The sequence below is a fragment of the Geodermatophilus sp. SYSU D00708 genome (genome assembly GCF_054050115.1).
In genome coordinates, this window is record NZ_JBJGYS010000020.1 from 38291 (window position 1) to 62746 (window position 24456).

A 24456-nucleotide genomic window follows, 5' to 3' on the forward strand; every position below is an offset into this window, starting at 1 on the left:
CCGGTCGTCGCCGTGCAGCGCCGGCCGGCGCACCCGCCCGCCGGTTGTCAGTCGTTGAGGAGCTCGGCCTGGTCCTCGCCGGACATCTCCGCGGAGAGGTAGACGTCGTCGGGCAGGTTCGGGTCGCACGTCACCGGGTTCGGCTGGCTCGTGACGGAGTTCTCGAACGCGCTCGACGGGTAGCTGTCCTCCGCGGGGACCTCACCGCCGGTCGCACGGGCCACGGCGTGCTGGATCGCCAGCCGCGCGTGGTCGTTCTGCGTCGACACCGTGAAGAGCTGGAAGTCCGGGTTGTTGGCCTTGTTGTCCTCGTAGAAGCACGCGAGGACGTTGCCGTCGGACGTCGCGATCGCCGGGATGGAGCGGCCGCTCTGCTCGAAGACGGGCAGGGCGCCGACCAGCGAGGGCCCGAAGTCGGAGACGATCACGTCGATCTCGGGGTTCTGCGCGATCGCGGCGGTCAGCACCTGCTGCGTCTCCGCCGGGTCCCAGTTCGTGACCTCGAACGGCTGCTCGCCGATGAAGGTGTACTTCCCCGTCGGGTCGAGCACCTCGTGCAGGCCCTCGGCCTCATCGGTGCCCTGGCTGTTGCCGGGCGGACCGCTCAGGAAGAGGACGTTGCCGCCGTCGGGCAGGGTCTCGATGATCCACTGACCCCACAACCGGCCGGCCTCGCTGAAGTCGGTGCCGATGAAGACGTCGTAGTCCTCCCCGGCCTCGCCGCCCGGACTGACGCGGTAGGGCACGGTCACCACGCCGGCGCTGTACGCGCTGCGCAGGGCGGGCAGGATCGCCTCGCCGGCGTCGGGGAAGACGACGAGCGCGTCGACGCCCTTGGCCACCATGCCCTGGATGTCGGCGATGGCCTTCTGGGTGTTGCCCTGGCCGTCCGCGTACTCCAGGGAGGTCACGCTCGGGCACTTGGCGGCCTCGTCGCGCGCCGAGGCGGTGGTCACCAGGCGCCAGCTGTTGCCGCCGAAGCCGTCGGTCATGCCGAGGACGATCTCGTCGGGACCGCACCACGAGGGGACGTCGCCGTTGGCCGCAGCGCCACCCGCGGACGTCCCACCGTCGTCGTCGCCGCCACCGCACGCCGCGAGGGTGAAGACTCCCGCGCTGCCGAGCGCCAACAGCCTGGTGCGGACCTTGGATCGGTTCATGGGTCGTTTCCCTTCTCGGTTCTGCCGGACGATGTGACGGAGTGCGCGGGTCACGTGGCGGTGCGTGGGGTCGGTGACGACCGGGCGAACCTGGCGCGGAGGTTCCGCCAGTTGACGCTGTAGAGCGCGACGCCGACCGTCAGGGCCGCCGCCTCGACGAGGGTGCGGATGGCGAAGGAGACGCCGAGGGCGAGCACGAACTGGTCGAGCTGGCTGAGGAAGAGCGCGGCGACGGCGGTGGCCACGAGGTAGCCGCGACCACCGAGCAGGGACGTGCCGCCGAGGACCACCGCGGCGACCGAGGGCAGCAGGTAGGCGTCGCCCTGGAAGGCGGTCGGCTGGGCGATGATCCCGGCGAGCAGCACGCCGGCGAGCCAGTAGAGGACCTGGGCCCACACGTACGCGGCGGCGCGGTGCCGGGTCACGGGCAGGGCCGTGGCGAAGGCGGCGTCCGGGTTGGCCCCGACGGCCTCGAAGCGCCGTCCGGCCACGGTCATCTTGACCACGACGGCGGCCACCGCCACCACCACGAGGGCCACGTACACCGAGTTCGGGATGCCCCAGGTCAGGCCACCGGCGACGCTGCGCAGCAGATCGGTCGTGCGGCGGGGTGAGCCCCCGGAGATCCCCAGGACCCCCGCGTACAGCAGGGCGTTCATGCCGAGCGTCGCGACGATCGGGTTGAGGCCGAGGCGGCCGATGAGCACGCCGTTCCCGATCCCGGCCACGACGGCCACGACGAGACCGAAGGCCAGCGCCGGCAGCAGCTTGCTGTCGTCGCCGTTCGGCTGGTGCGTGGTGATGACGACGGCCAGCGAGATCGCGCCGGGGACCGACAGGTCGATCCCGCCCTGCTGCACCACCAGGGTCTGACCGATGGCGGCGACGGCCAGCACCGCCGCGAAGGGCAGCATGCCGAGCAGTGCGCCGCGACTGATGCTCGTCGGCGCCACCAGGGCGCTGACCACGAACAACGCCACCACCGCGACGGTGACGGTGATCAGCCCGCGGGAGACGGCGATGCGGGGCCCGGCCTCGATGGCGGGGCGCGGTGGTGCGTCGAGGGTCATTGCCTCGGCCTCCTCCGGTGGGGTGGACCTGCCGGCTGTCGTGACCGGCGTCACGATGTGATGTGGGACCGTACAGACGAGGAAGGTTGTTCACAAGCACTTCACAAATATGTCGGACCGGGGCATGCTGGCACTCGATCGGGTGAGCCAGGCCACGCCACTACATCCGGTCGAGGGAGCGTGACGCCGTGTGCGTTAAGTAGTGGCGATCGGAGTGTTAAGTGCTGGAGCGTCGCGTCGGGCGGTCTCAGCGCGAGGCGGCGAGAGAGGCGGGTGCGACATGACGGACCGCGGCGAGGGCGGCGTCGTCGCCAGTGCGGGCGGCGCGGGTCGGGCCTACGCGGTGCGCCTGACCCGTGCGGGCGTGGACGCCGGGGGGATGGTCCCGGTGTGAGGGGCGTGGCGGCCGTGGGCGCAGTGGATAATCGAGGGATCACCGCCAGCGACAGGGGAACCAGCATGAGCACCGGCGCGGAACCACCTGCCGCCGCGGAGGTCGATCCCGCGGAGAACCTGGGTGGTCGGCTCCGGCAGGCGCGGCTGCAGGCCAACTTGTCGCTCCGCGAAGTGGCACGACAGCTCGGGGTCTCTGCCTCCTTCGTGTCGCAGCTCGAGAACGGCAAGTCCCAGCCGTCCGTGGCCACGCTCTACTCGTGGGCGCGGCTGCTCGGGGTGTCCATCGACCGGCTCTTCGACGAGCAGGACGACGCGGCGATCCCGGCAGAGGAGCACTCTCCCGCTCCGGCGCCGGGAGACGGCCCCACCTCCGGGGACGCCGCCGCCGAGGAGGACGCGCAACTCCTCCACCGCGGCAAGCCGGGGTTCCCGGCCGTCACCTGGGGTGAGCAGCCCTCCGAGCCGGTGCGGTACCTGGTCTCGAGCCCCGGTCACCGGAGCCGGCTGGTGCTGGAGTCGGGGGTCTCCTGGGAGCAGTTGGTCCGCAAGTCCGACGAGCTGGACTTCATCGAGCTCGTCTATCCCGCGGGCAGCAGCTCCACCATGGACGGCCGCATGCTCCGTCACGACGACTACGAGTACGGGATCCTGCTGGAGGGCGAGCTCGAGGTCACGCTCGGGTTCGACGTCTTCGTCCTGCACGCGGGCGAGGCCATCGGGTTCGACTCGACGATCCCCCACCTCTTCCGCAATCCCGGCACGACGCCGGCCCGCGGGATCTGGGTCATGCACCACCGGCACCAGTAGCCGCTGCAGCACGCACCACCGGCGCCGCGACCCGACGTCGCGGAGCCGTCGACATACCTCGTCGAAGACCCCGTTCGACGTTCCGGTCCGGGCGCTACCCGGGCGACCTCCGACGCGCCATTGGACGAGGCAACCCGTTCACCCGGCCGCACGGTTCCGGTCGAGGTCAGCTCACCACGTCTCATCGAGGAGGATCCATGGACACGTTGAAGGGGCGGGTCGCCGTCGTCACCGGGGCCGCGCAGGGCCAGGGCGCAGCAGAGGCGCGACTCCTGGCCGAGCACGGCGCTCACGTCGTCATCACGGACCTGAAGGACGAAGGCCGGACGCTGGCCGAGGACATCAGCGGCGCCACATCGGGTGGCGCCGAGTTCGTCCGCCTCGACGTCACCGACGAGCAGGGCTGGGGTGACCTCGCCGACGACCTGCGCCGGCGGCACGGGCGCCTGGACGTCCTCGTCAACAACGCCGGCGTGGCGTTCCGTTTCGGACTGATGGAGACGACGCGCGACGACTTCCAGCGCGTGCTCGACGTCAACCTCACGGGCCCGTTCCTGGCGATGCGGGCTCTGGCGCCGCTCATGCGGGACAGTGGCGGCGGCTCGATCATCAACGTGGGGTCGGCAGCCGGCATGACGGGGCACTTCTCCGCGGCGTACTCCGCGAGCAAGTGGGGTCTGCGGGGGGTCACGAAGGTCGCTGCCATGGAGTTCGCGCCGTGGAATGTCCGGGTGAACGCCATCCACCCCGGGATCGTCAACACGGCGCTCGTTCCCGGGGACACCGCCTTCCCCCAGGCCATGACCCGCTTCACCCCGCTGGGACGTCCAGCGGAGGTCGAGGACGTCGCTCCCCTGGTGCTCTTCCTCGCCGGCGACGGAGCTCGCTTCATCACCGGCTCCGACTTCCCCGTCGACGGCGGACTCGTGGACCTGGGCGTCTACGACGCCGTGGCCAAGGAGTACGCGAACCTCAAGTGACCCCGGCCGACCGGGCGGTCGCCCTCCTGACGCGCCACGGGGCACCCGCGCGCGTCCGACCTGGGATGGACCGCCTGCGAGTGCAGCCGGGGGCCGTTCCGATCTCGGGAACGGCCCCTGAGGCGCTCCGTCGGGCTGACAGGGTTCCCGTGGGCGTCAGCGCCAGAACTCGCTGAGCCGCCCGGCGAGGGCTCTGCCCTGGGTGTGACCGGCGCGAGCGGCGCGCGGACGCAGGGAGAGATCCATCGCGTCGGCGCCGAACAGGTCCTCGGAGTCGCTGTCCGGGAAGACCGTCTCGACCCTGCTGCCGTGGGCGCGCAGTTCATCGACCTGTGTCGCGAGGTGCGTGCCCCAGTGCACCGGGGTCAGCGACCTGCCGCCGAACGGTGACAGCACCAGCGCCCGCGCGTACCCGGCTGCCAGATCGGCGTTCTCGGCGTTGGACCGGTAGCCGCCGTCGATGTACCGGCTGTCGCCGATGCGGTGGGCGGAGCCGCTGGAACAGCTGGCGGCGACGGCGTCCACCAGGTCGACGCCGCTGTGGCGGTCGAACACGACCGGATCACCGGTGTGGGCGTCGACCGCCGTGTTGAGGACCCGCTGCTCCGGCCAGTGCTGACTGGGCCGCGGCGATGATCGCGTTCAGCCTCCCCAGGTGCCTCGTCGCGAGCCCCACGGCGGGGCGTCGACCGTCGGATCCGACCGGTCCCGTCGGTGGTGGGGGCGCGGTGGCCAGGACGGCGGCGAACAGGTCGGTCGGGCTCGCGCTGGTGATCTGGGCCGCGGCGGTCGAGCCGGCCGACGTCCCGATGACCAGATCGGCCTCGGTCACGTCCACCCCGGCATCGACCGGTCCGGCGACGACGCCGACCAGCCACGCGTTGCCTGTGGATCCGCCGCCGCCGAGGACCAACGCGCGCTTCCCCGCGGCGCGCGGCCGCTCGGAGGCCGTCGTCGAGGTGACGGGCGAAGTCGGAGGAGGGTTCGTGTTCATGGGAGTCGCCTCTCGCGGGGTGCCTGGCGGCGCTCCCGGTCGCGACTACCTCGGTCGCGCGATCGCGGCCTGCAGGGGAGCACCCACTGCGGGTGTTGCCGTCATGGGTCTCACCTCCTGTCCATGGATGACGATCGCCGGAACGGTCGCAGGACCGCCACGCGGTGCACAACCGACATCCCGCGGTGGACGTCCGTGGTCGTTGCCGACGGTCGGCAACACCGCTCGGGCTGTGTTGACCGGTGACGGCCCTGTTCCCGCCACGGGCGTGCGGCGATGGTGGGCTCGGGTCCGCGGAGGGCGTGCAACACCGGATCCCGCCCATCGGCCGCCCCGTGGCCGTGCGCAGGCGGGGACGGCGTGCTCGGAGCGCTCTCCCGGGCCCGCGCTGACAGACGACGAGAGGAGGGGTGGCCCTGGTGGACACGCGGTTCCCACCGGTCTCCGGCCCAGCGGTGCTCGCCGGGTTCCCCTCGCGCCGTCCCTCTCCGGTGACCGGCGGCGGGTCGTCGGCCCTGGAGATGAGCCTGCGTGCTCGTGGGTTGCGCGGCCTGGACGTGCTGCGACGCAGCCAGGACCGGGCGCCTCCGGCGAGTGCCTGACCCCGCCGGGTCGTCGGTCCTCGTCCCCACGCGTCCCGCCCCGGTGGGACGCGTTCTCGTCATCCCAGGAGCCCCCTCATGACCACCCTTCTGCCCTCCGCGACGACGGCCACCGCCCCGGCCGCCGACTGGGCGCCGTTCCAGGTGCTGCTGGAGACCCAGCGGGCCGACTGCGTCCGACAGCGCGAACTCGCCCTGGCCGAGACGGCCACGTCGGTGCCGGACCCGGTCGCGGTCAACCGCGCAGCGAGCCTGGCGCGCACGATCGAGGAGATCGACGCGGCGCTGCGGCGCATCGCCGCCGGGACCTACGGCCGCTGCGTCGACTGCGGGAACACCATCCCCGCCGAGCGACTGGAGTTCCGGCCGTTCGCGGCCACCTGCGTCTCCTGCCAGCAGGCGCACTGAACCGTCTGCGCCTCGGCCGCGCAGCCCTGCGCGAACCGCGGGTCCACCTCCCGGGCACCGCCGGTCCCACCGCCGCGTCCGATGCCCCGGCGGAGCCGGCGCCCGTCGACCCGCTGCGCTGATCCACCCCGCACCCCACGTCTGGAGCCCCCGTGCTGCACACCCCGGTCCACCGGTCCGCCCCCGATCCCGATCAGCTCCTGTCGGTGCAGACCCTTCCCGACCCCCACCCCGGCCGGGTCGTCGTCGAGGTCGTCGGTGAGGTCGACAGCTACACCGCCCCCGCGCTCGACCTCTGCCTGACGTCGCAGGCACGCCGGCGTGGCGTCCGCGAGCTGGTCGTCCTCCTGGGCCAGGTGACGTTCCTCGGCGCAGCCGGTGCCGAGGTGCTGGCGCAGGCCGATCGTCGCTGCCGGATGCGCGGCGCCCGACTGGTCATCCGGACCGGCGGGCGGCCGGCCGTCCTCCGCGCGCTCCAGCTGACCGGCCTGGCCGACCTCGTCGCCGTCGACCCGCAGCCACGCGGCCCGCGGACGACCCGGCGACCGCGGACGAGCTCGCACCGGCCCTCGGCGCGGCGTCCTCGGCAGGTGTGCCGGTGACCTGAGCGACGACCTGGGGACCGCGCTCGCCGCGCGCGTACCGGCGTTGCTCCGGCGCGCGGTCAACCGAACGAGGCGTCGGTGATCTCGGCGCGGAAGAACTCGCCGGCATCCTGCCGGTCGGTGCCCCACCACCAGCCTGCGCGCAGCGCCGACGGGACGGTCACGCCGCCGAAGGAGCGTTCGGCCTCGACGGCGACGCCGAACGGGTGGCGTCCGAACGGCTCCCCGTCCGGGTTGCCCCAGCGGTGCAGCCAGAGCTCCCGCAGGGCACCGGCCGGGTCCACCCGCAGGGTGACGGACTCGTCGGCACCACCGATCCGCCAGGTGGCCACCGCGGTGTCCGGCTCGGGACCGTCCGACCAGCGGGCTGCACCGAAGGCGGTCGGCAGCCAGCACACGCCCTCGCCGGCGAGCCGGCCGGCGGCACTGCGAGTGACGTCCGGGCCCGCACCGGTCATCACCGGGACCAGGCCGAGCAACCGCCAGCGCATCTCGCCGGTGCCGGAGCCGTACCGATCGAAGCCGGTGACCGGCAGCCCGGCGACGCGGGCCGTGGCCGCCCAGATGAACCCGTGCGGTGGAGCCAGCACCTGGCGGGCGGTGAACGACCGCCACGTCCCGATCCTGATCTCTCCGCGCATCCGCAGCTGCACCGACCGCCACAGCGGCGTCCCTGGGGCGAGAGCGTGGGTCAGCCTGCGCCGCGCCGGCTCCGGCAGCCCGGCCACGAGATCCGGGACGGACCGTCCCGGTGGGCCCGGGACGGCGGCGAGCCGTGCCCACTCGGCACGCAGCGACCGCGGCACGGCCCATGCGCTCGACGCCCGCGGAGTCACCCGGCCCACCCTCCGGCGATCGGTCCCCGGCGGCCGCGGCGGGCCGCCGTCGCCAGGGTGGTCAGCGCGACGAGCGTCCGCCAGTCGAGGGAGGGAGCCCACGCGGACCCCGGCGACGTGGGCGGTCCGGCGGAGGGCGGCGCGGGATCGGCGGGTCCGCCGCGGTTCCCACGTTCCGCCGTCCGGAGCGGCTCACCGCTCCCCTGCCCCACCTCCGGGGCGGCGCGCCGCGGACGGGCCGCGGTGCGCTGCCCCCCATCCCGACCACGCCGTGGCCGAGCCCATCTCGCCCAGCCGGGGCCAGTGGCGCCACACGGCCCATCCGGCAGCGGTGGCCACACCGACCGCCAGTCCGGCGTCCGGCACCCCGAGGACGATCAGCAGGATCGCAGCCCAGACGCCGGCGACCACGAGGGTGGGTGGATCGGCCGGGTCCCGGGACGCCCGGTGGCGCGAGGGCGGTGCGGATCGGGCGGGTTCCTGGGCGTCCTCGGCCCAGGACCGCACGACGTCCTCCCACACCCGCTGCTCGTGATCGCTGAGCACGACCGACCTCCTCCTTGCCGACCTCGAGCATGTCAGCCGCGGAGGAGCCCCGGCTACGGCGTGCCGCGGCACGATGGGGCACGCTGTCCTTGCCGGTCGTCGGCAATGAGCACGGAGGCTGCGGATCGGTTCGCCGGCGAGCCGCGGCCGGGAGAGGAGCGGACGTGTCCCGCAGCACCGGAGGGCGCCCCGGCGGGGCCGCGGCGTCGTCGGAGGAGTGGCTGGCCTCTGTCGGGGCCTCGGCAGCTGCCGCCGCCCAGGCCCCGGCCGACCTGCTGGGTGAGTACCTGCCGCTGCTGGCCGACGCCGCGATCACCGGGCGCCGTCCCGACGAGTGGGAGCTGCACGCGGTCCACGAGCTGGGGCGGCGCGCGGCGGCGCAGGGCGTCGGCGCCCGCCGCGCGGTGGACCTGTACCTGTCGGCGGCCTGGCGGCTGTGGCGGCAGCTGCCCGTCGTCGTGCGCTCGTCCGACCCGGAGAAGGTCCGCGCGGCCGCCGAGGCGGTGCTGCGGGTCCTCGACGACGCGGTCGGCGTGCTCGTCGACGGCCACCAGGCCGAACGCCGGGAGATGATCCGCCGCGAGGAGGCGCTGCGGGCGGAGTTCGTCGACGACCTGCTCCGCGGGGACGCCGACGTGTCGCGGATGGTGGAGCGCGCCCAGTTGTTCGGCATCGACCTCGGCAAGCCCCACCACGTCGCCCTGGTCGCGCCCCGCGACCCCGACGGCGGAGTCGACCGCGCGGCCACCGCTCTGGAGCGGGCGGTCGTCGACCGGTTCGGTGACCGGGAGGTCCTGGTCGCGACGAAGGACGGGCGCGTCGTCGTCCTCGTCCCCAGCGCCGCCCATGCGGGAGCTGCCGCGCGCGGCGCCGACCTCGGCGAGCTGCTGCAGCAGGACCTGCGGCGGCTGCGGGTCACCGGCCGCTGGCGGGTGGCCGCCGGTCGGGCGTTCCCCGGGGTGTGGGGCGTGCCGCGCAGCTACGAGGAGGCGCGGGAGGCACTGGCCCTCGCCGACCGGCTGAGCTCCGACGACGACGTGGTGCACGCCCGGGACGTGCTGGTGCACCGGGTGCTCGGTCGCGACCAGGCGGCGATCGTGGACCTGGTCCGGGACGTGCTCGGCCCCCTGGAGCACGTCCGCGGGGGTGCGCAGGTGCTGCTCGAGACCCTGCAGGGGTACTTCGACGCCGGTGACGTGGCCACCGAGGCGGCCCGACGGCTGCACGTCTCGGTCCGCACGGTGACCTATCGCCTCGCCCGGGTCGCGCAGCTGACCGGGTACAGCGTGTCCCGGCCCGACCAGCGGTTCGCCCTGCAGGCGGCGGTGCTGGGCGCTCGCCTGCTCGAGTGGCCCGCCGTGCCGCTGCCGGCCGACCCCTGACCGCTCGGACGCCGGGCGGGCGCCCGGTGCGACCGTCGGTGGAGCCCGCCACGGGGCGGGGCCGGCGTGGTCGTGCCAGCCTGGGCGGATGCCGGTTCCGTGGGTGCACGCCTTCGTCGACGCGCCGGCCGACCGCGTCGACACCGCCCGGGCGTTCTGGTCGGAGGTGACCGGCTGGCCACCCGGCGAGCCCTGGCCCGGCCACCCGGAGTTCGTCTCGCTCGTCCCGCCGTCCGGGGCGCCCTACCTGCACGTGCAGGAGATCGGCGGGCCGCCGCGGGTGCACCTGGACCTGCAGGGCTCGCTCGCCGACGACGTCCCCCGGCTCGCGGAGCTGGGCGCCCGGCCCGGCCCGGTCGGCGACGGGTGGCGGGTCATGACCTCGCCGGCCGGCCTGCCGTTCTGCGTCTGCGAGCAGGCCTGGCCGCACGAGCGCCCGGGCGCGGTGACGTGGCCGGACGGGCACCGGAGCCGGCCGGTGCAGCTGTGCGTCGACGTCCCGGCCGACCGGTACGACGCCGAGCTGGAGTTCTTGCGGGCGGCGACCGGGTGGGCCGACGAGCCGGTGGACTCCCCCGAGTTCTCCCGGCTGGTGCACCGCTCGCGAAGCCCGCTGGCGCTCCTGGTCCAGCGCCTCGGGGACGACGACGGCGGGGAGCACGCGCGGGCGCACGTGGACCTGGGCACCGACGACGTCGACGCCGAGGTGGACCGCGTGCGCGCACTCGGCGCCGAGCTGCTGTGGCACGGCGACGGGTTCGTCGCGCTGCGCGACCCGGTCGGCCTGCCGTTCTGCGTGACCGCCAACCACCCCGACCGGGGCGCCGGCTGACCGAACTCGCCGCACCGGCCGTACGTCCCGTGGAGACGGCGGCCGCCGGTGTCAGCCCATCGTCTTCTGGCCGTCGATCGACTCCCGCAGGATGTCGGCGTGGCCGGCGTGCTGGGCGGTCTCGGCGATGACGTGCAGGAAGACCCGCCGGGCCGACCAGCGGGCGCCCGGCTCGAACCAGGGCGCCTCCGGCAGCGCGTGCTCGGCGTCGAGGTCCGGGAGGGTGGCGACGAGCTCGTCGGTGTGCCGGGCCACCGCCTCGTAGTCGGACAGCACGCCCGCCAACGTCTCCCCCGGCGCGAGGTGCCAGTGCCGGGTCAACGCGTCGGGGCCCCAGTTGCGGTGCATCGCCTCGGCCCCGCCCTCGGCGAACCGCACCCACTCGGCCTCCGTGGCCGCCACGTGCTTGATCAGCCCGGCCAGGTTGAGCGAGCTGGCGGTCGGCCGTCGCACCGCCTGCTCGTCGGTCAGGTCGCGCACGGTGTACCGCAGGAAGGCCCGGTGGCGCCGCAGCGACTCGATCAGGTCGGTCCGCTCGCGAGTAAGGGTGGTCGTACCGGTCATGGGATCCCCTTCCGTCGTGCTCCGGTGGGCCGGTGAGGACGCTAGGGGCAGGGCGCGCCGGATGGGACGGGTCGGCACCCGCGGGCGACCTCGTCGCGGAGGAACGGTCCTGCCGGGTCGTGAGCTGCCCCCGTCGGTGGCGGCCGGGTACGAGGCTGCCGTCGCCGGGCTGGCCTGACACCGCCCTCGATCCGACGACGAGCCGGCTCAGGCCGGCCCGTTCACGAAATGCGCACTCCTACTGATGTCGTCCGCGCCACGTGCGCTCGACACTCCTGTCGCACGTGTCGACGCCGAGGTGCGGCGCGACGGCGAAGGGAGCCACCCATGACCGAGACAGCTGCAGTCCGGCCGGTCGTTCCGCCGCCGGCGGTGGCCGAGTCGGGCCCGTACGCGGCCGAGGTGACTGCGCCGCTGACGGAGCAGGCGCGGGCCATCCGTGAGGGCGAGCTGAGCAGCCGGGAGCTCACACAGATGTACCTGGAGCGCATCGAGGCCCTCGACGAGCCCGAGACCCTCAACGCCTTCCTCCTCTCGCGGGGCGACGAGGTGCTGGCCGAAGCCGTCCGGATGGACGAGCGGCAGGCCTCCGGCGAGATCGTGGGCCCGCTGCACGGCATCCCGCTCGGCATCAAGGACGCCCTGTTCACGGCGGGCACGCGCACCACCGGCGGCACCAGTGTCCTGAAGGACTTCGTCCCGACCGAGGACGCCACCGCGGTGCGGCTGCTCAAGCGCGCGGGCGCGCTCGTGCTCGGCAAGACGAACCTGCACGAGTGCGGCTTCGGGATCACCAGCAACAACCCGCACTTCGGGCCGGTGCGCAACCCCTACGACCCGCTGCGGATCCCCGGCGGGTCGAGTGGCGGCTCGGGCGCCGCCGTGTCCGCGCGACTGTGCTCGGCGGCGATCGGTACCGACACCGGCGGCTCGGTGCGCATCCCCGCGGCTCTGTGCGGTGTGGTGGGTCTCAAGCCGACGCTGGGCCGCGCGAGTCGCGGGCGCATGCTCGGGCTGTCCTGGAGCTACGACGTCCTCGGACCGCTCACCCGTACGGTGGCCGACGCGGCAGCACTGCTGCGCGTGGTCGCATCAGGACCGGACCCGCTCGACCCGTTCGCAACCGACGACCCCTCCGGCGCGCTGCTCCCGGAGGCGATCGACGAGGCGGGCGTCAGCCTGAAGGGGGTCCGGATCGGCATCCCCGACGGCTACTTCGCCGCGGACAACACCCCTGACGTGGACCGGGTGCTGGCCGACAACTACAAGCTCCTGGAGAGCGCCGGCGCGATCCTCGTGCCGGTCTCGGTCGAGGACGTCGAGCAGGCCACCCACACCGGGTTCCTGACCGTGATCCCCGAGGACGTGGTCCTCACCGAGGAGGCGCTGCGCGAGGCCGGCGTGGACGGCGGCCTCGCGGCGCACCTGGAGTCCTTCGGCGCCGACGTGCGTGCCGCACTCGGGGGCCAGGTCGGACCCGCGGCGCAACCCGTCCCCGCGTTCACCTACGCCGAGGCGATGTCGCGGACGGTGCCAGCGATCCGACGGGGCTTCGCCCGAGCCCTCGACGGCGTCGACGTGCTCCTCACCGCCACGACGCCGGCTACCGCGGTCCCGATCGCCGAGCACGTCGAGATGCAGCACAACGGCCGCATCGTCGACACGTTCGAGACGTTCATCCGCTACACGTTCTGCATCTCGGTCGCGGGGCTCCCGGCGCTCTCGGTGCCCGGCGGCGTCGGTGACGACGGCCTCCCCGTGGGTCTGCAGTTCGTCGGGGCCCCGTGGAGCGAAGCGCGGCTCCTCGAGATCGGGCTCGCCCACGAGCGGCTGGCCGGCGGCGCCTGACCCACGGCACCGACGGGCCGGGCAACCGTCCTCGTCGGGTGGGGATAGCGAGACGTCGGCACTGCGCGTCAGCACGACTCGCCACCAGCCCCCGTCGTGCCGGACGTGTCCAGCACGCCCCACGGCGCCGGTGTCGAGCAGCCTCGCCGCCGTCTGCACGAGGTCGGGAACCGCCTGACACAGGCGTGCCGCGCCTCGCCGTCCGCCGTGACGACGGCCGCGAGCGCGGACGACTCGCGCCCGGCGTGCAGCGGGCGCAGGCGGCCTCTGTCGACGATGCGGGCCAGCATCGGTGCGACGGCGGCGAGGATCCCTCGCCGCTCGTCGCCGATCGAAGCGGAACGCCGGCGCCGGGAACACCGGCGCTCGTCGGACGAGGGTGGCCGAGACGCGCGCGGAGTACCGGAGGTCGGGCGCGGCCACGGAGAGGGCGGCCCCGCTGGGACCACCCGCGGAGGCCCGGTCAGTTCGGGGCAGACTCACACCCGGCCGCGCGCGTCCACATCCGCAGCGCCTCGTCCCGTTCCTCGGCCGCGCGTCGGCGCGCCCGCAGTGCCCGGTCGTGGAGCCGCTCCGAGGCGTGGACGAGCGCGGCGGCGTCCGCCGCGCAGGCGATCTCCTCGAAGGTCAGTGCCACCAGCTGGGCGGTGGCGGCGGCCTGCCGGATGGCCTCCACGGACGTGCGCATGGCTGCTGCCCGCCGATCGGCCAGCGGCGACCGCTCCCCTGCTACGGCCACGACACGAGCGTGCGCGGCACGGGAACGGGTGCCTAGCGCCACGAACGAACGATGCCACCGGACACGGGCCCGGAAACGAAGCAACGCTGCGGCGGCGGGCATCGACGCGGCGACGTGCTCGCCGTCTCCACTCCCCGGACGTGGCACGGCGAGCCCTCGTCGCCTCCGAGCTTCGTTTTCCAGGCTGCGGCGTGCGTAGCCTGGGTGTCGGCGAAGCAGTCGCCCCCGGGCCGTGCCCGACCTCCGGAGGCCGATCAGCGTGGTCATCGACATCGCTCAGCCCGCCGCGGTGCAGCGATCGTCGTTCTCCTCGCGCGACGCGGAGGAGGTCACCGAGTTCTACCGGCAGACCTACGTCGACCACCGAACGCGGTTCGGGTCGGTCCGCGACCGCGACGGCTCGGTCGACGCGGTGACCGCCGGCGTGCCGGGCCTGGTGGCCTCGGACGTCCGCAGCGGCATCGACTACTCGCTGGTCCCGACCGGCCCGTGGGGCTCCTACTTGGTCAGCATCCTGCGCCGCGGCCGGATGAGGCTCCACCACGGCGGGGAGGAGCTCCTCGTGTCGCCCGGGGAGGCGGTCATCTTCCCGCACGACGCGCCGCTCGAGGCCGAGGTGGTCGACCTGCACGTGCGGCTGCTGCAACTCCCGACCGGGCGGCTGGACCAGGTCGCTGACGAAGTGGCCGGCGTCCCCGTCGGCGCGCTGCGCTTCGACGCCATGACGGCGGTGTCCCCGGCGATGGCCACCTACTGGCGATCGGTCATGACGCTGGCCAGCGGGGCACTGCTCGCCGAGGACTCGCCGATGAACTGGCCACTGGTGGCCGAGGAGATGGTCCGCACCATCTCGGTGGCCGCGCTGCACGTCTTCCCGAACACCAGCATGACCCGCCATCACCTCGCCGGGCCGGGACAGGTGGCGCCGGCCGCGCTGCGCCGGGCGGTGGCCTACGTCGACGCCCATGCCGACCGGCCGGTGACCTTGTCCGAGATCGCGACGGCGGCCGGGACCGGTGCCCGCGCGTTGCAGTACGCGTTCCGCCGTCACCACGGCACGACCCCGCTGGGCTACGCCCGCCGGGTGCGGCTGGAGCACGCGCACCGGGAGCTGCAGGCTGCTGATCCGGCCCGGGGTGCCACCGTCGGCGCGATCGCCGCCCGCTGGGGCTTCGCCAAGGCCGACCGGTTCACCGCCGCCTACCGCGGGGTGTTCGGCGTGCTGCCCCGTGACACCTTGCGCTCCTGAGCGCACCATCAGGCTTCCACCCGGAGAGAGGGTTCGCGATGGACACCAGATCCTCGCGCACGCCCACCGACGGCGCACGGCCGCAACGGTCGCACTTCGCCACGACCGACCCGGACGAGGCGGAGGCGTTCATCGCCCAGATGTACGGCGCGCAGGCGGACAGGGCGGCGTTCCTCCGCGCCTCGCCGCTGGCCATCACGCAGGTCAGCGCCGGCGGCCTCAGCAGTGTCGACTTCACCCTGCCGCAGGAGCTGAACATGCACCTGGCCGGCACCGACGACCTGTCGGTGTCGGAGTTCGTCGAGGGGACCGTGCAAGCCGAGCGCGGCAAGGAGATCGGGCGCTACGAGGCCGGCGACATCTCGCTGGGCGCCTGGCCGGGCGGCGACTACGCCAACAGGTGCAGCGGAGTGCGGGTGCTCGTCACGACGGTTCCCGCCGCGGCCCTGGCCCAGGCGGCGGGCGCCCTGCCCGGCGACGTCCTTGCACCGCTGCGCTTCCCGTCGATGGCCCCGTCGTCCCCAGCGGCCCGTGAGCACTGGAAGCGCGTGGCGGCGTTCGCGCGCGGCGTGCTCGACGACGACGAGATCGCCGCCAGCCCGCTCGTCACCGGCAGTGTCACCCGACTGCTGGCCACCTCGGCCCTCGCGGTCTTCCCCAACAACCGGGTGGCCACTGCCGCGCCGACCGACCACCCCGCGACGCCGGCCACGGTGCGCCGGGCCGAGGAGTACATCCACGCCCACGCGCACGCCGACTTCGGCCTGACCGAGATCGCCGCCGCCTGCCACGTCACCCCGCGTGCGCTGCAGTACGCCTTCGCGCGCCACCACCAGATGTCCCCGATGCGCTACGTCCGCCGGGTCCGCTTGGCCCGAGCTCACCGCGACCTCCTGGCCGCCGACCGGACCAGTGGCGCCACCGTCACCGGCATCGCAGCGCGGTGGGGCTTCGCCCGGCCCAGCCGGTTCGCCGCCGACTACCTCGTCGCCTACGGCACCCATCCCTCCCAGACCCTGCGTGAGGGCGGCGGCTGACGCGGCCGACTTGCCAGGGGCTCGCGGAGGTCGCCGTCAACGCTTCGCAGCACGCTGCTCGGGTCGCTGGGGTCTCGCCACCCACGTTCTGATCGGACGCTCCCCCAGGGGCTGGCGGCCGGCCCCTCCCCGCCGGGGACGTCCCCGGGCCAGACCCTGCGGAACTGAACCCACAGGGGCAGTGCCGCTGGAATCCGTACTGCAGGGCGCGGGCGCTGGTGCCCGCCGCCGCCGCGATCTCGCTCAGCCGGAGCGGCAGGTGGGCGTGGGCGTCGATGTAGGCCACCGCGCGCCGGACCGTCGCAGGTGTCGTGGTGCCCGGGCCCGGCACGTGAGAACGCGTCATCGTCGTGTTCGGGAAGGTGTGCAACGCGGCGGTGGCCACGGTGCGGGCCATCTCCTCGGCGAGCAGCGGCGAGCTCAGCGGTGACACCGGGTCCATCAGGGCCCCGCTGACCAGACCGAGCACTGCCCGCCAGTACCGGTGCATCGACGCCGAGATCGGCGTGATGTCGTGGAACTGCAGTTCTGCCGCGGGCACACCTGCCGTTTCCTCGGCCACCCGTTCGATCCGGTCGGCCGGCAGCCGCATCGTGGTGACATCGAACTCGTGCATGGCGAACTCGATCGGGACCCCGAGCGGATAGAACGCGACGTCCCCGCCGGACGCGACCGTGTCGGCATCGCGACTGCTCACCGCGACGCTGCCGGCGTGCACGACGAAGAACACGTAGTCGTGGAAGCCCTCGCTGGAGCTACCGGCGTAGTCGATGGAGGTGCGCACCCGGTCCGCACCGATCACGGGCGTGTCGTGGGTCAGCGCCGAGAAGCGCGCGCCGTTCCTGATCGGCGCGAACCGCGATGTGTTGTCGGCGTACACCTGCCGGATGAAGCCGGTGACCTCTGCCTCGTCATCAGACGAGAACGATGACCGCTGGACGAGAGCAGGCTGTGCCTCCGGTGCCAGCACGCTGCCTCCCACTGTGCGGAAGGCGGAGGGTGGCTCTGACCCGACAGACACATTACGCAGCCGGGGCCTCCCGGACGAAGCCGTGGCGCGGAGCCGCTTGGCCGTCACAGCGACGGTGTGTGACCGTGAGCGGGCGTCTGGTGGAACCCGGGGCCACCGAGAACGAAGTTCGAGCGGGTCCAAGAGGGCGGCCCGCCCGAGCGCCTCCCCTGGTCGGTCGCCGAGCGGGCGGGCCGCGACCACCGACCACCGGGAGCCCCACATGCTGCCACGAGCCGCTGGTCACCCGCCCATCGGCGCAGCCCGGCCGGCAGCGCCGAGAGCAGCCTTGCACTCTCCCGCCGATGTCGATCCCGATCACCGGCGACACCCACGGCCATGTCTCTCCCGACGTCGCCCGCCGGAGCCATGGACACGCTCGGCGACGACTTCGACCGGTAGGCCATCGGCCACCACACCGAGCGGCCGCCGCTCGCCGTAACGCGAGAACCCGTCACAGAGAGCCACCGCGGCCTCGCCCCGACGCTCGCAGCGGCCAGGCGCGGGGGACTCAGGGGCGGCGGATGATGGCCACCCCCGGAGAGCGGTCAGGGGCCGTTCCGGATCTCTCCGGACACGGCTCCTGATGCGCTCTGTCGGGCTGACAGGATCTGAACCTGCGACCCCCTGACCCCCAGCCGTCGGCCGCACGTTCGCGGCCGTCCGCCGATGTTCATCCGCGAAGGTCAGCCGGCATGTGGAACGACGACGGCCGCCGGCGAACGGTCCTGAACGGCCGCCGATGGTGGTCAGAATGGTGGTCGAAGAATTCTCTGCAGGCCGAGGCAGTGCGTCGCTTACCCACACCGCTGCGGGGCAGCAGGTCTCGCGCGACACGTCCACGTTCGGGAGGTCTGCAGTGCCGCCGCGGCGTCCGGATACTGCGTTCCGGCTCGGCGTCTGTGGCAGGCGGCATCCGCTGGGCGCCGAGCCAGGCGTCCAGGATGGTGCAGCCAGATCGGGGGTCGAGGCTGCCTCCCCCACACGCAGCCGGTGCAGCGCGCGGAGCTGCCCGGGTCAGACGAAGCGTGTGTGCGCTCGGGGCAGGGTCACGCCGTCGACCTCGATGTCGGCCTTCTCGTTGTAGAAGGCGACGAGGCCGGCGATCGGCAGGAGCTGCCGGGTGGGGAAGGAGTAGGACCAGGCGATGTCCTCGTAGGCCTTCGGCGTCTCGCCCTCGACCCGCAGCGACCAGTAGTCGGAGGTGACTCCCTTGTACGGGCACGCTGTCCGCGTGTTGGTGCGGACGAGGCGCTCGAGGGCCACATCGGTGCGGTGGATGTAGTAGCGGGTGAGCAACCCGGTCTCGAAGACCAGCACGGGGCTCCTGGTGTCGGCGAGCAGGTGACCGTCCAGGTGCACACGGACGTGGCGGTGCGAGGGCAGCGCGTCCACCCGCACGTACGGATTGCGGGGATGGACGAAGATCTGCTCGTCCTCCTCGTACCAGGCGTCGAGGGCGCTCCAGTCGAAGCGGGCGGTGCCGGCGATCTCGTCGACCGCGTCGGCGCCGAAGACACGCACGCTCGCGGGACGTTCCTCGCTCCCCGCCCGTAGACCGTACCGGCGAGCGGTTCCGTGCTGGAGGCGCAGCTCGCGGCCCTCGTCGACCAGGACCGCATCGTCGACGTCATCGAGCGGGATGTAGTACTGGGGGTAGTAGGGGAACTCCCAGACATAGCGCGCACGGATCGAGTCGAGGACGGTGCGGCCACCCAGGGTGGCCCTCACCCGCCGCGGTGCCGGCTCGATGCGGCCGGCCTCGGCCGCCATGACGGGGTAGTCGCGAGCTGGGGTTCCTGACAGATCGGCCATGACTTCTCCAGGAGGTCTGCTCGCCCGGCGGCCCGGCGGGCCGCGTCACGTCGACGGGTCGAGGTCGGCTGCACCGAAGGGGACGTCGAAGCGATCGCACCAGACGACGACGCTCGTGTAGGCGGTGCTGTCGACGTCGGCGGGGACGGCGTAGTTCTGGTCACCGATGTTCCCCTTCAGCGGGCCCAGGCTGACGTGGTCGTCGTCGAAGGCCTCGGCCGGGCCGAGCGCCGGGTTCTTGGTCAACCAGACGACGAGCACCGGGCCGTTCGAGGTGGCGAACCCCTCGAACCGGACTGTCACCCGGCCGTCGGGCAGGCGGAGCAGGCGAGCGGTGCCCTCGGTCTCGTGCTCGCGAGAGGTGAAGCGGCCCGAGGCCAGTTCCAGGGGCCGCGCCGCGGTGGTCGAGTCGGTCGATCCAGGACCCGCCGACTGCGTGGCGGCCACGCTGGGCAGCACCTCGTCGACCCGCTGGTCGTACAGCAGCTTCTGGGGCTGGAACCACACGAAGGTGGCGGCAGCGAGGACGGTGAGCGCGCCTGCCGTCAGCCACCCCCATCTCCTGCGCCACACCGGGAGGCGCTCCTGGGGTCTGCCCGACCGGGCGGCGTGCTCGTCCATGCGACCGGGAACTTCATCGGCACGGGTCATGACCGGTGTCCTCCGCTGGGTGGTCGTCGTCACGAGGGGCAGCGCTCGATGAGGCAGGCGCCGCGCCGGGCGTCGAGGGGGGTCAGGCGGCCTGCAGGATGTCGCCCGAGGGGACGCCGGACGCCGCGGCGAAGGCGTAGGGGTGGGCGAAGGCGTAGCCGGCCTGATCGGGATCGGCCTGCAGTTGGAGGCACACCCCGGAGCTCCAGTTCCAGACGACGACCACCGCGTCGCTGGTGCGCTGGTCCCAGAACAGCGCCACTCGACGGCGCCCTGCTCGCGGCGAGCCAGCTCGACGAGCCCGGCCCCGTTCCTCGTGCTGCTCGACATGACCCACCACTCCTGACCGTCCTCGACGTTCGCCCGTGGCGAGGCTGCCTCGGGGGTCGGCGGCCCGCCGGAGCGGGTGCCTGTCCACTCCCTGGGTCGGAGCAGCAGCCTGGTGGTTACACGCCCGGGCCGCCGAACTCTCCGCTCGTGCCGGCCCACGGCAACGCCCGGCTCCAACCGCTGACCACGCCGTCAGAACGCTCCGGGCCCAGGGCGCCGCCGGGGACCCGAGTCGCCGGGCCAGCGATGTCCGGAGGACGTCGGGGCGATGGCCCTGTCCCACGGGACGATCCTCGAGTCGCGAGCCCGGTTGACAGTGCCCGGTGGGTGATGGAGCGGGTTCCGGACCCTTCTTCCGATCCAACCGGCGGTGCGCCGGCGGGACGGGCAGGGGCGGATGCGCCGATCACGCGGGACGACGTCGACCGAACGCTGGCGTCGGCGGGCGCCCTCGTGACGGTGGCCGCGGGCGGCCGCCGGTGAAACGCCCGAGGGCGATCCCGGACAACGAGTGCACGAGCTCCCGCGGAGTGGCCGGGACGGCGACAGGAGGAACTGACATGGGTTCTCGCGGCAGCAGGACCGGCGCGGCGCGAGCGGTGGATCGAGCGCACGACCGGTCCGGTGAGCGGTGACCGACCTGTTGGCGGACGCCTTCCTCCCCGCCGACGCAGGTCTTGCCGCCGTCGTGGGCTCCCGGCCGTCGCTGTCGGTCCTGGCCCGGTGCGACGCGCACGAAGGCCCGACGTACCTGGACGGCGCCCTGTACGTGACAACGGTGCCGAGCGGCCGGCCGCCCGCGGCGGTGATCAAGCGGCTCGCGCTGGACCCCGACGAAGCGGATCCCGGAGCCGAGCGGGGAACCGCAGTGCCGGGGATGGCCGTCATGCCGAACGGCATGACCACGTGGGCCTCTCGCCTGCTGGTCTGCGAGCAGGGCGGCTTCGACTCCCCGGCGCGGCTGTCCGCCCTCGACCCCCGCACCGGGGCCACCGCGGCCGTCGTCGAGGACTACGACGGGTGTCCCTTGAACTCCCCCAACGACGTCGTCGTGCGCCGGGACGGGACGATCTGGTTCACCGACCCGTCGTACGGCCATCTGCAGCACTTCCGGCCGCGTCCCGGTCTGCCCGATGCGCTGTACCGGTTCGATCCGATGACCGGTCGGCTGCAGATGGTCGCCGACGACCTCGACAAGCCGAACGGGCTGGTCTTCTCCCCCGACGAGACGGTTCTCTACGTCGCCGACAGCGGCGCGGTCCAGGGCCCGGGCAGCTACCACCCGGACCGACCGCACCACGTCTACGCCTACGACGTCGTCGGCGGGAACGCCCTGGGTTCCCGCCGCGTCCTCGACGTCGCGCCCGCAGGTGTTCCCGACGGGCTCGCCGTCGATGAGGACGGCCGGGTCTACGTCTGCTGTGCCGACGGCGTCCGCGTCCTCTCCCCCGATGGAACGCTGCTCGGCCGCATCGCCGTCCCCGGCGGCGCGGTGAACCTCACCTTCGGCGGTCGCGCTCGCGACCGGCTCTTCATCACTGCGGACACGGCCGTGTGGGTGGCCGTCCTGAACACGAGAGGAGCGTGACCGCCATGACCGTGGTGCGCACGCGGAAGGTCCTGGACGGGGTCGGCGTGGACGCCGTGCTCACGGCCGCGGAGAAGCACGCGACGGAACACGGCTACCGGGTCGTCATCGCGATCGTCGACGCATCGGGACGGTTGCTCGCCCTGCGGCGTACCGAGGGCACCCAGGTCGCCAGCGACCAGGTGGCCATCGACAAGGCCCGGACCGCCGCGATCTTCGTCCGCCCGAGCCGGGAGATCGAGCAGCAGGTGACGGACGGGCGGCTGGGCGCGCTGGCCCTCTCCGGCGCGCGGGCACTCACGGGGGGCGTGCCGCTGACCGTCGACGGCCAGGTGGTCGGCGCGATCGGGGCCAGCGGCGAGACTCCCGACGAGGACGAGTCGGTCTCCGCGGCCGGCGCGGCCGCGCCGATCAGCACGCGCGAGGTCCCGGCGCTGAGCGTCACGGCCGCCCAGGTGGCCGTCCAGGCCGTCGCCGACGCGGCCACATCCCGTGGCGTGGCCCCGGTCGCGGCGGCGGTCGACGCCGGCGGCGACCTGGTGTACCTCTGGCGCCCGGACGCGGCGCAGGTGGCCAGCGTCGGCGTGGCCACTGACAAGGCGCGCACCGCGGCGATCTACCGGCGGCCCAGCCGGGACTTCGAGCGGCAGGCCGCCGGCGGACGACCGTCGGCCCTGCACCTGGCCGGCGCGGTGCCCCTGCAGGGGGGCATGCCCATCGAGGTGGACGGCCACGTCGTCGGCGCGGTCGGCGTCAGCGGTGCTTCCTCGGCCGACGAGGACCAGGAGCTGGCCGAGATCGGACGGGACGCCGGCCGGCGGGCCGCCTCCGGTGCCAGTGGTCAGGACGCCGTCCACATCCCCGCGGGCGACCTCGACGAGAAGTTCCGGCAGGGTGGCCTGCTCCTCGACGCCGACCGCTACAAGGTCGACGCCGGGCGGCGCACCGCACCGGGAGCAGTCGAGTACCACGCCGCCGTCGTCGACGTCATGCGGGTGGTCCGGGGCAGGGCCACGGTGGTCACCGGCGGCACGATGCGCTCCGCTCGAGAGGTGGGGCCGGGCGAGCTGCGCGCCGAGTCCATCGACGGTGGGACCACTCACGAACTCGGCGAGGGCGACGTCCTCGTGGTGCCGAACGGTGTGCCGCACCAGTTCGTCGACGTCTCGGACCCGTTCCTGTACTTCGTGACGAAGGTGGTGGCCTAGCCATGGCGGCTCCCGCGCCGATCAGGCACAGCGCGACCGCCGACCTCCCCCGGCCGACGCAGCTCCTCCCCGGCGCCCCGGCCGCCGTGATCGATCTGCAGACCGACGAGGGCGCCGCGTCGACCGGGACGACCTGGCGGTACAGCGACGCCCGGGTCGTGGAGATCGACTTCGTCGAGGTCGGCTCGGAGACCGACCCCCTCGGCCCGGGCACCATCCCCAATCGGACCTTCGACGTGCTGCCGCACGCCGGACCGGCCGACTTCGACGACTCCCACTGGCGCGTGCTGTCCCCCGCCGACACCCAGCTGCGCCTGGCCGGCGGGAGGGTCTGCTTCAACTGGTACCGGCTGAGCGTGACCGTGCCCTAGCGGATCGGGGATCTCGATCCCACCGGCTGCACGGTCGTCTTCGAGGTGGTCGTCGACGACTACGCCGAGGTGTGGGTCGACGGCCGGCTCCCCGTGGCCCTCGGGGACGCCGGAGGTCAGGTGGTGGCAGGGTTCAACGCGCCCAACCGGGTGCTGCTCACCGATGACGCTCGACCGGGGCAGACGTTCCGGATCGCCGTCTTCGGCGCCAACGGCCCCATCTCGGCGTCCCCCCGCAACTACATCTGGCTGCGCGGGGCGACGCTGGACTTCTACCGCCCGGAGCAGGCACGGCGCACGGAGCCGGCGCCCTACGGCCTCACGCGGGCGGCCGCCGCCCTCGACGCGGTCCTGGAACCCGGTGCCGAACTCGAGCGGGTGGCCGGCGGCTTCGAGTTCACCGAGGGCCCCGTGTGGACGGCGGACGGGGCGCTGCTGTTCAGCTCGCCCAGCACCAACCACATCTACCGGTTGAGCCCCCGGGGCCGGGTGACGGTGTTCCGCTCGCACAGCGGATACGCGGGCGTCGACATCGGCCGCTTCGCCCAGCCCGGCTCGAATGGTCTGACCTTCGACCCGCAGGGGCGCCTGACGATCTGCCAGCACGGCAACCGGCGGGTGCTGCGCGTGGAACCGCACGGGGACGTCACCGTCCTGGCCGACCGGTACCAGGGCAGGCAGTTGAACAGCCCGAACGACCTCGTGTACCGCTCGGACGGCACGCTGTTCTTCACCGATCCCCCGTTCGGGCTGCCCGGCGGCTACGACGACCCGAAGAGGGAGTTGCCGTTCAGCGGCGTCTTCGCGGTCCGCGACGGCGAGGTACACCTCGTCGCAGAGGAGCTGACGGGGCCCAACGGGATCGCCCTGTCCCCCGACGAGCGGCACCTCTACGTCGGCAACTGGGATCCCGCCGCCAAGGTGGTGATGCGGTACGACGTGGCGGCGGACGGCTCGCTGTCCGGCGGGCGGGTCTTCTTCGACATGACCGGCGCCGAGGGCGAGGACGCGGTCGACGGGCTCAAGGTCGACCGGAACGGCACCCTGTACGTCTGCGGGCCGTCCGGCATCTGGATCCTCACCCCCGACGGCCGGCACCTGGGCACGCTGCACCTGCCCGAGAGCCCGCACAACCTCGCCTGGGGCGACCCGGACGGCCGCGCCCTCTACATCACGGCGCTGACCAGCGTCTACCGCATCCGCACCAGCGTTGCCGGCGTCCGTCCCGGCGCGGTGGAGGACCGATGAGCACCGGGCTCGACGTCGGGGGCGATGCTGGGCGACTCCGAGTACTGGGGGCGCCCGTCCGCCGACCAGCTCTGGCGAGATCTGCAGGACCTGTTCCGGCAGACCACGGCCGACTTCGACCCCACCACCGACCAGGCGCGCGCGGCCCGGGGCCGGGCCCAGGCCGCGGCATGACCTGAGC

The 24456-nt window shown here is 73.5% G+C and carries 26 protein-coding genes; 14 read left to right on the forward strand and 12 right to left on the reverse strand.

Annotated features, from left to right (window positions below; all coding sequences use genetic code 11):
- Positions 1-47: 47 nt before the first annotated feature.
- Positions 48-1160, reverse strand: coding sequence for a substrate-binding domain-containing protein (locus ACI79D_RS16915; protein WP_456919608.1), 1113 nt, complete (start codon positions 1158-1160; stop codon positions 48-50).
- 50 nt (positions 1161-1210) lie between these two features.
- Positions 1211-2230 (reverse strand): ABC transporter permease, encoded by a 1020-nt coding sequence (locus tag ACI79D_RS16920; RefSeq protein ID WP_456919609.1) that lies wholly within the window; start codon positions 2228-2230, stop codon positions 1211-1213.
- A gap of 459 nt (positions 2231-2689) precedes the next feature.
- Here ACI79D_RS16920 and ACI79D_RS16925 point away from each other — a divergent pair, with 459 nt between their 5' ends.
- Both ACI79D_RS16925 and ACI79D_RS16930 read left to right on the forward strand, forming a co-directional pair.
- Positions 2690-3433 (forward strand): helix-turn-helix domain-containing protein, encoded by a 744-nt coding sequence (locus ACI79D_RS16925; RefSeq protein WP_456919610.1) that lies wholly within the window; start codon positions 2690-2692, stop codon positions 3431-3433.
- 197 nt (positions 3434-3630) lie between these two features.
- Positions 3631-4413 carry an SDR family NAD(P)-dependent oxidoreductase gene (locus tag ACI79D_RS16930; RefSeq protein WP_456919611.1) on the forward strand — a complete coding sequence of 261 codons (783 nt, stop codon included), beginning with the start codon at positions 3631-3633 and terminating at the stop codon, positions 4411-4413.
- A gap of 156 nt (positions 4414-4569) precedes the next feature.
- Here the strand turns inward: ACI79D_RS16930 and ACI79D_RS16935 are convergent, their stop codons facing one another.
- Positions 4570-4968, reverse strand: a complete 399-nt coding sequence (locus ACI79D_RS16935) for a hypothetical protein (protein ID WP_456919612.1) — start codon at positions 4966-4968, stop codon at positions 4570-4572.
- 7 nt (positions 4969-4975) lie between these two features.
- Positions 4976-5326, reverse strand: a complete 351-nt coding sequence (locus tag ACI79D_RS16940; protein WP_456919613.1) for a hypothetical protein — start codon at positions 5324-5326, stop codon at positions 4976-4978.
- Between the two features lie 761 nt (positions 5327-6087).
- On the opposite strand from ACI79D_RS16940, the gene ACI79D_RS16945 reads away from it, so the two are divergent.
- Both ACI79D_RS16945 and ACI79D_RS16950 read left to right on the forward strand, forming a co-directional pair.
- Positions 6088-6417 (forward strand): TraR/DksA family transcriptional regulator, encoded by a 330-nt coding sequence (locus tag ACI79D_RS16945; RefSeq protein ID WP_456919614.1) that lies wholly within the window; start codon positions 6088-6090, stop codon positions 6415-6417.
- A 152-nt stretch (positions 6418-6569) separates the two neighbouring features.
- Positions 6570-7019, forward strand: a complete 450-nt coding sequence (locus ACI79D_RS16950; RefSeq protein WP_456919615.1) for an STAS domain-containing protein — start codon at positions 6570-6572, stop codon at positions 7017-7019.
- A gap of 62 nt (positions 7020-7081) precedes the next feature.
- Here ACI79D_RS16950 and ACI79D_RS16955 read toward each other — a convergent pair whose 3' ends face one another.
- The gene (locus tag ACI79D_RS16955) at positions 7082-7960 is read right to left on the reverse strand and encodes a DUF6544 family protein (protein WP_456919616.1); all 879 of its coding nucleotides are present in this window, start codon (positions 7958-7960) and stop codon (positions 7082-7084) included.
- 90 nt (positions 7961-8050) lie between these two features.
- On the reverse strand, positions 8051-8404 hold the full coding sequence (locus ACI79D_RS16960) for a DUF3040 domain-containing protein (RefSeq protein ID WP_456919617.1): 354 nt from the start codon (positions 8402-8404) through the stop codon (positions 8051-8053).
- Between the two features lie 164 nt (positions 8405-8568).
- Between ACI79D_RS16960 and ACI79D_RS16965 the strand changes: the two genes are divergently transcribed.
- Both ACI79D_RS16965 and ACI79D_RS16970 read left to right on the forward strand, forming a co-directional pair.
- Positions 8569-9786, forward strand: a complete 1218-nt coding sequence (locus ACI79D_RS16965) for a PucR family transcriptional regulator (protein WP_456919618.1) — start codon at positions 8569-8571, stop codon at positions 9784-9786.
- An 88-nt stretch (positions 9787-9874) separates the two neighbouring features.
- Positions 9875-10618, forward strand: coding sequence for a VOC family protein (locus ACI79D_RS16970; RefSeq protein WP_456919619.1), 744 nt, complete (start codon positions 9875-9877; stop codon positions 10616-10618).
- Between the two features lie 51 nt (positions 10619-10669).
- Here ACI79D_RS16970 and ACI79D_RS16975 read toward each other — a convergent pair whose 3' ends face one another.
- Complete coding sequence (locus ACI79D_RS16975) at positions 10670-11182, reverse strand: DinB family protein (RefSeq protein ID WP_456919620.1); 513 nt, start codon at positions 11180-11182, stop codon at positions 10670-10672.
- 327 nt (positions 11183-11509) lie between these two features.
- On the opposite strand from ACI79D_RS16975, the gene ACI79D_RS16980 reads away from it, so the two are divergent.
- Positions 11510-13030, forward strand: coding sequence for an amidase (locus ACI79D_RS16980; RefSeq protein WP_456919621.1), 1521 nt, complete (start codon positions 11510-11512; stop codon positions 13028-13030).
- A gap of 463 nt (positions 13031-13493) precedes the next feature.
- Here ACI79D_RS16980 and ACI79D_RS16985 read toward each other — a convergent pair whose 3' ends face one another.
- Positions 13494-13769, reverse strand: a complete 276-nt coding sequence (locus ACI79D_RS16985; RefSeq protein WP_456919622.1) for a hypothetical protein — start codon at positions 13767-13769, stop codon at positions 13494-13496.
- A gap of 259 nt (positions 13770-14028) precedes the next feature.
- On the opposite strand from ACI79D_RS16985, the gene ACI79D_RS16990 reads away from it, so the two are divergent.
- Together ACI79D_RS16990 and ACI79D_RS16995 are read left to right on the forward strand one after the other, a co-directional pair.
- On the forward strand, positions 14029-15018 hold the full coding sequence (locus ACI79D_RS16990) for an AraC family transcriptional regulator (protein ID WP_456919623.1): 990 nt from the start codon (positions 14029-14031) through the stop codon (positions 15016-15018).
- 38 nt (positions 15019-15056) lie between these two features.
- A complete protein-coding gene (locus ACI79D_RS16995; RefSeq protein WP_456919624.1) occupies positions 15057-16055 on the forward strand; it encodes a helix-turn-helix domain-containing protein in 999 nt (332 codons plus the stop codon).
- Here ACI79D_RS16995 and ACI79D_RS17000 read toward each other — a convergent pair.
- The 4 genes from ACI79D_RS17000 to ACI79D_RS17015 all read right to left on the reverse strand — a co-directional run bounded on the left by ACI79D_RS17000 (position 15943) and on the right by ACI79D_RS17015 (position 19792).
- Complete coding sequence (locus ACI79D_RS17000) at positions 15943-17025, reverse strand: AraC-like ligand-binding domain-containing protein (RefSeq protein ID WP_456919625.1); 1083 nt, start codon at positions 17023-17025, stop codon at positions 15943-15945. The genes ACI79D_RS16995 and ACI79D_RS17000 overlap by 113 nt on opposite strands.
- A 1056-nt stretch (positions 17026-18081) precedes the next feature.
- Positions 18082-18879, reverse strand: coding sequence for a DUF427 domain-containing protein (locus ACI79D_RS17005; RefSeq protein WP_456919626.1), 798 nt, complete (start codon positions 18877-18879; stop codon positions 18082-18084).
- Positions 18880-18924: 45 nt separating this feature from the next.
- Positions 18925-19452, reverse strand: a complete 528-nt coding sequence (locus ACI79D_RS17010) for a DM13 domain-containing protein (protein WP_456919627.1) — start codon at positions 19450-19452, stop codon at positions 18925-18927.
- A 160-nt stretch (positions 19453-19612) separates the two neighbouring features.
- Positions 19613-19792 carry a hypothetical protein gene (locus ACI79D_RS17015; RefSeq protein ID WP_456919628.1) on the reverse strand — a complete coding sequence of 60 codons (180 nt, stop codon included), beginning with the start codon at positions 19790-19792 and terminating at the stop codon, positions 19613-19615.
- A gap of 699 nt (positions 19793-20491) precedes the next feature.
- Here ACI79D_RS17015 and ACI79D_RS17020 point away from each other — a divergent pair.
- The 5 genes from ACI79D_RS17020 to ACI79D_RS17040 are packed head-to-tail and all read left to right on the forward strand — an operon-like array spanning position 20492 to position 24449.
- Entirely contained in the window at positions 20492-21448 is a 957-nt protein-coding gene (locus ACI79D_RS17020) for an SMP-30/gluconolactonase/LRE family protein (RefSeq protein ID WP_456919629.1), read from the forward strand.
- A 5-nt stretch (positions 21449-21453) separates the two neighbouring features.
- Positions 21454-22656, forward strand: a complete 1203-nt coding sequence (locus ACI79D_RS17025) for a bifunctional GlcG/HbpS family heme-binding protein/cupin domain-containing protein (protein ID WP_456919665.1) — start codon at positions 21454-21456, stop codon at positions 22654-22656.
- A 2-nt stretch (positions 22657-22658) separates the two neighbouring features.
- On the forward strand, positions 22659-23027 hold the full coding sequence (locus ACI79D_RS17030) for a hypothetical protein (RefSeq protein WP_456919630.1): 369 nt from the start codon (positions 22659-22661) through the stop codon (positions 23025-23027).
- A 45-nt stretch (positions 23028-23072) separates the two neighbouring features.
- The gene (locus ACI79D_RS17035) at positions 23073-24275 is read left to right on the forward strand and encodes an SMP-30/gluconolactonase/LRE family protein (RefSeq protein ID WP_456919631.1); all 1203 of its coding nucleotides are present in this window, start codon (positions 23073-23075) and stop codon (positions 24273-24275) included.
- A gap of 24 nt (positions 24276-24299) precedes the next feature.
- Positions 24300-24449, forward strand: coding sequence for a hypothetical protein (locus tag ACI79D_RS17040; RefSeq protein WP_456919632.1), 150 nt, complete (start codon positions 24300-24302; stop codon positions 24447-24449).
- Positions 24450-24456: the final 7 nt, after the last annotated feature.

Excerpts from the sequence above, each read along its gene's own strand:
- ACI79D_RS16970 (WP_456919619.1), top strand. The coding sequence starts at position 9,875 with ATGCCGGTTCCGTGGGTGCACGCCTTCGTCGACGCGCCGGCCGACCGC.
- ACI79D_RS16915 (WP_456919608.1), bottom strand. The coding sequence starts at position 1,160 with ATGAACCGATCCAAGGTCCGCACCAGGCTGTTGGCGCTCGGCAGCGCG.
- ACI79D_RS16945 (WP_456919614.1), top strand. The coding sequence starts at position 6,088 with ATGACCACCCTTCTGCCCTCCGCGACGACGGCCACCGCCCCGGCCGCC.
- ACI79D_RS17025 (WP_456919665.1), top strand. The coding sequence starts at position 21,454 with ATGACCGTGGTGCGCACGCGGAAGGTCCTGGACGGGGTCGGCGTGGAC.
- ACI79D_RS17040 (WP_456919632.1), top strand. The coding sequence starts at position 24,300 with ATGCTGGGCGACTCCGAGTACTGGGGGCGCCCGTCCGCCGACCAGCTC.
- ACI79D_RS16975 (WP_456919620.1), bottom strand. The coding sequence starts at position 11,182 with ATGACCGGTACGACCACCCTTACTCGCGAGCGGACCGACCTGATCGAG.
- ACI79D_RS17030 (WP_456919630.1), top strand. The coding sequence starts at position 22,659 with ATGGCGGCTCCCGCGCCGATCAGGCACAGCGCGACCGCCGACCTCCCC.
- ACI79D_RS16930 (WP_456919611.1), top strand. The coding sequence starts at position 3,631 with ATGGACACGTTGAAGGGGCGGGTCGCCGTCGTCACCGGGGCCGCGCAG.
- ACI79D_RS17005 (WP_456919626.1), bottom strand. The coding sequence starts at position 18,879 with ATGGCCGATCTGTCAGGAACCCCAGCTCGCGACTACCCCGTCATGGCG.
- ACI79D_RS16925 (WP_456919610.1), top strand. The coding sequence starts at position 2,690 with ATGAGCACCGGCGCGGAACCACCTGCCGCCGCGGAGGTCGATCCCGCG.
- ACI79D_RS16980 (WP_456919621.1), top strand. The coding sequence starts at position 11,510 with ATGACCGAGACAGCTGCAGTCCGGCCGGTCGTTCCGCCGCCGGCGGTG.
- ACI79D_RS16920 (WP_456919609.1), bottom strand. The coding sequence starts at position 2,230 with ATGACCCTCGACGCACCACCGCGCCCCGCCATCGAGGCCGGGCCCCGC.
- ACI79D_RS16995 (WP_456919624.1), top strand. The coding sequence starts at position 15,057 with ATGGACACCAGATCCTCGCGCACGCCCACCGACGGCGCACGGCCGCAA.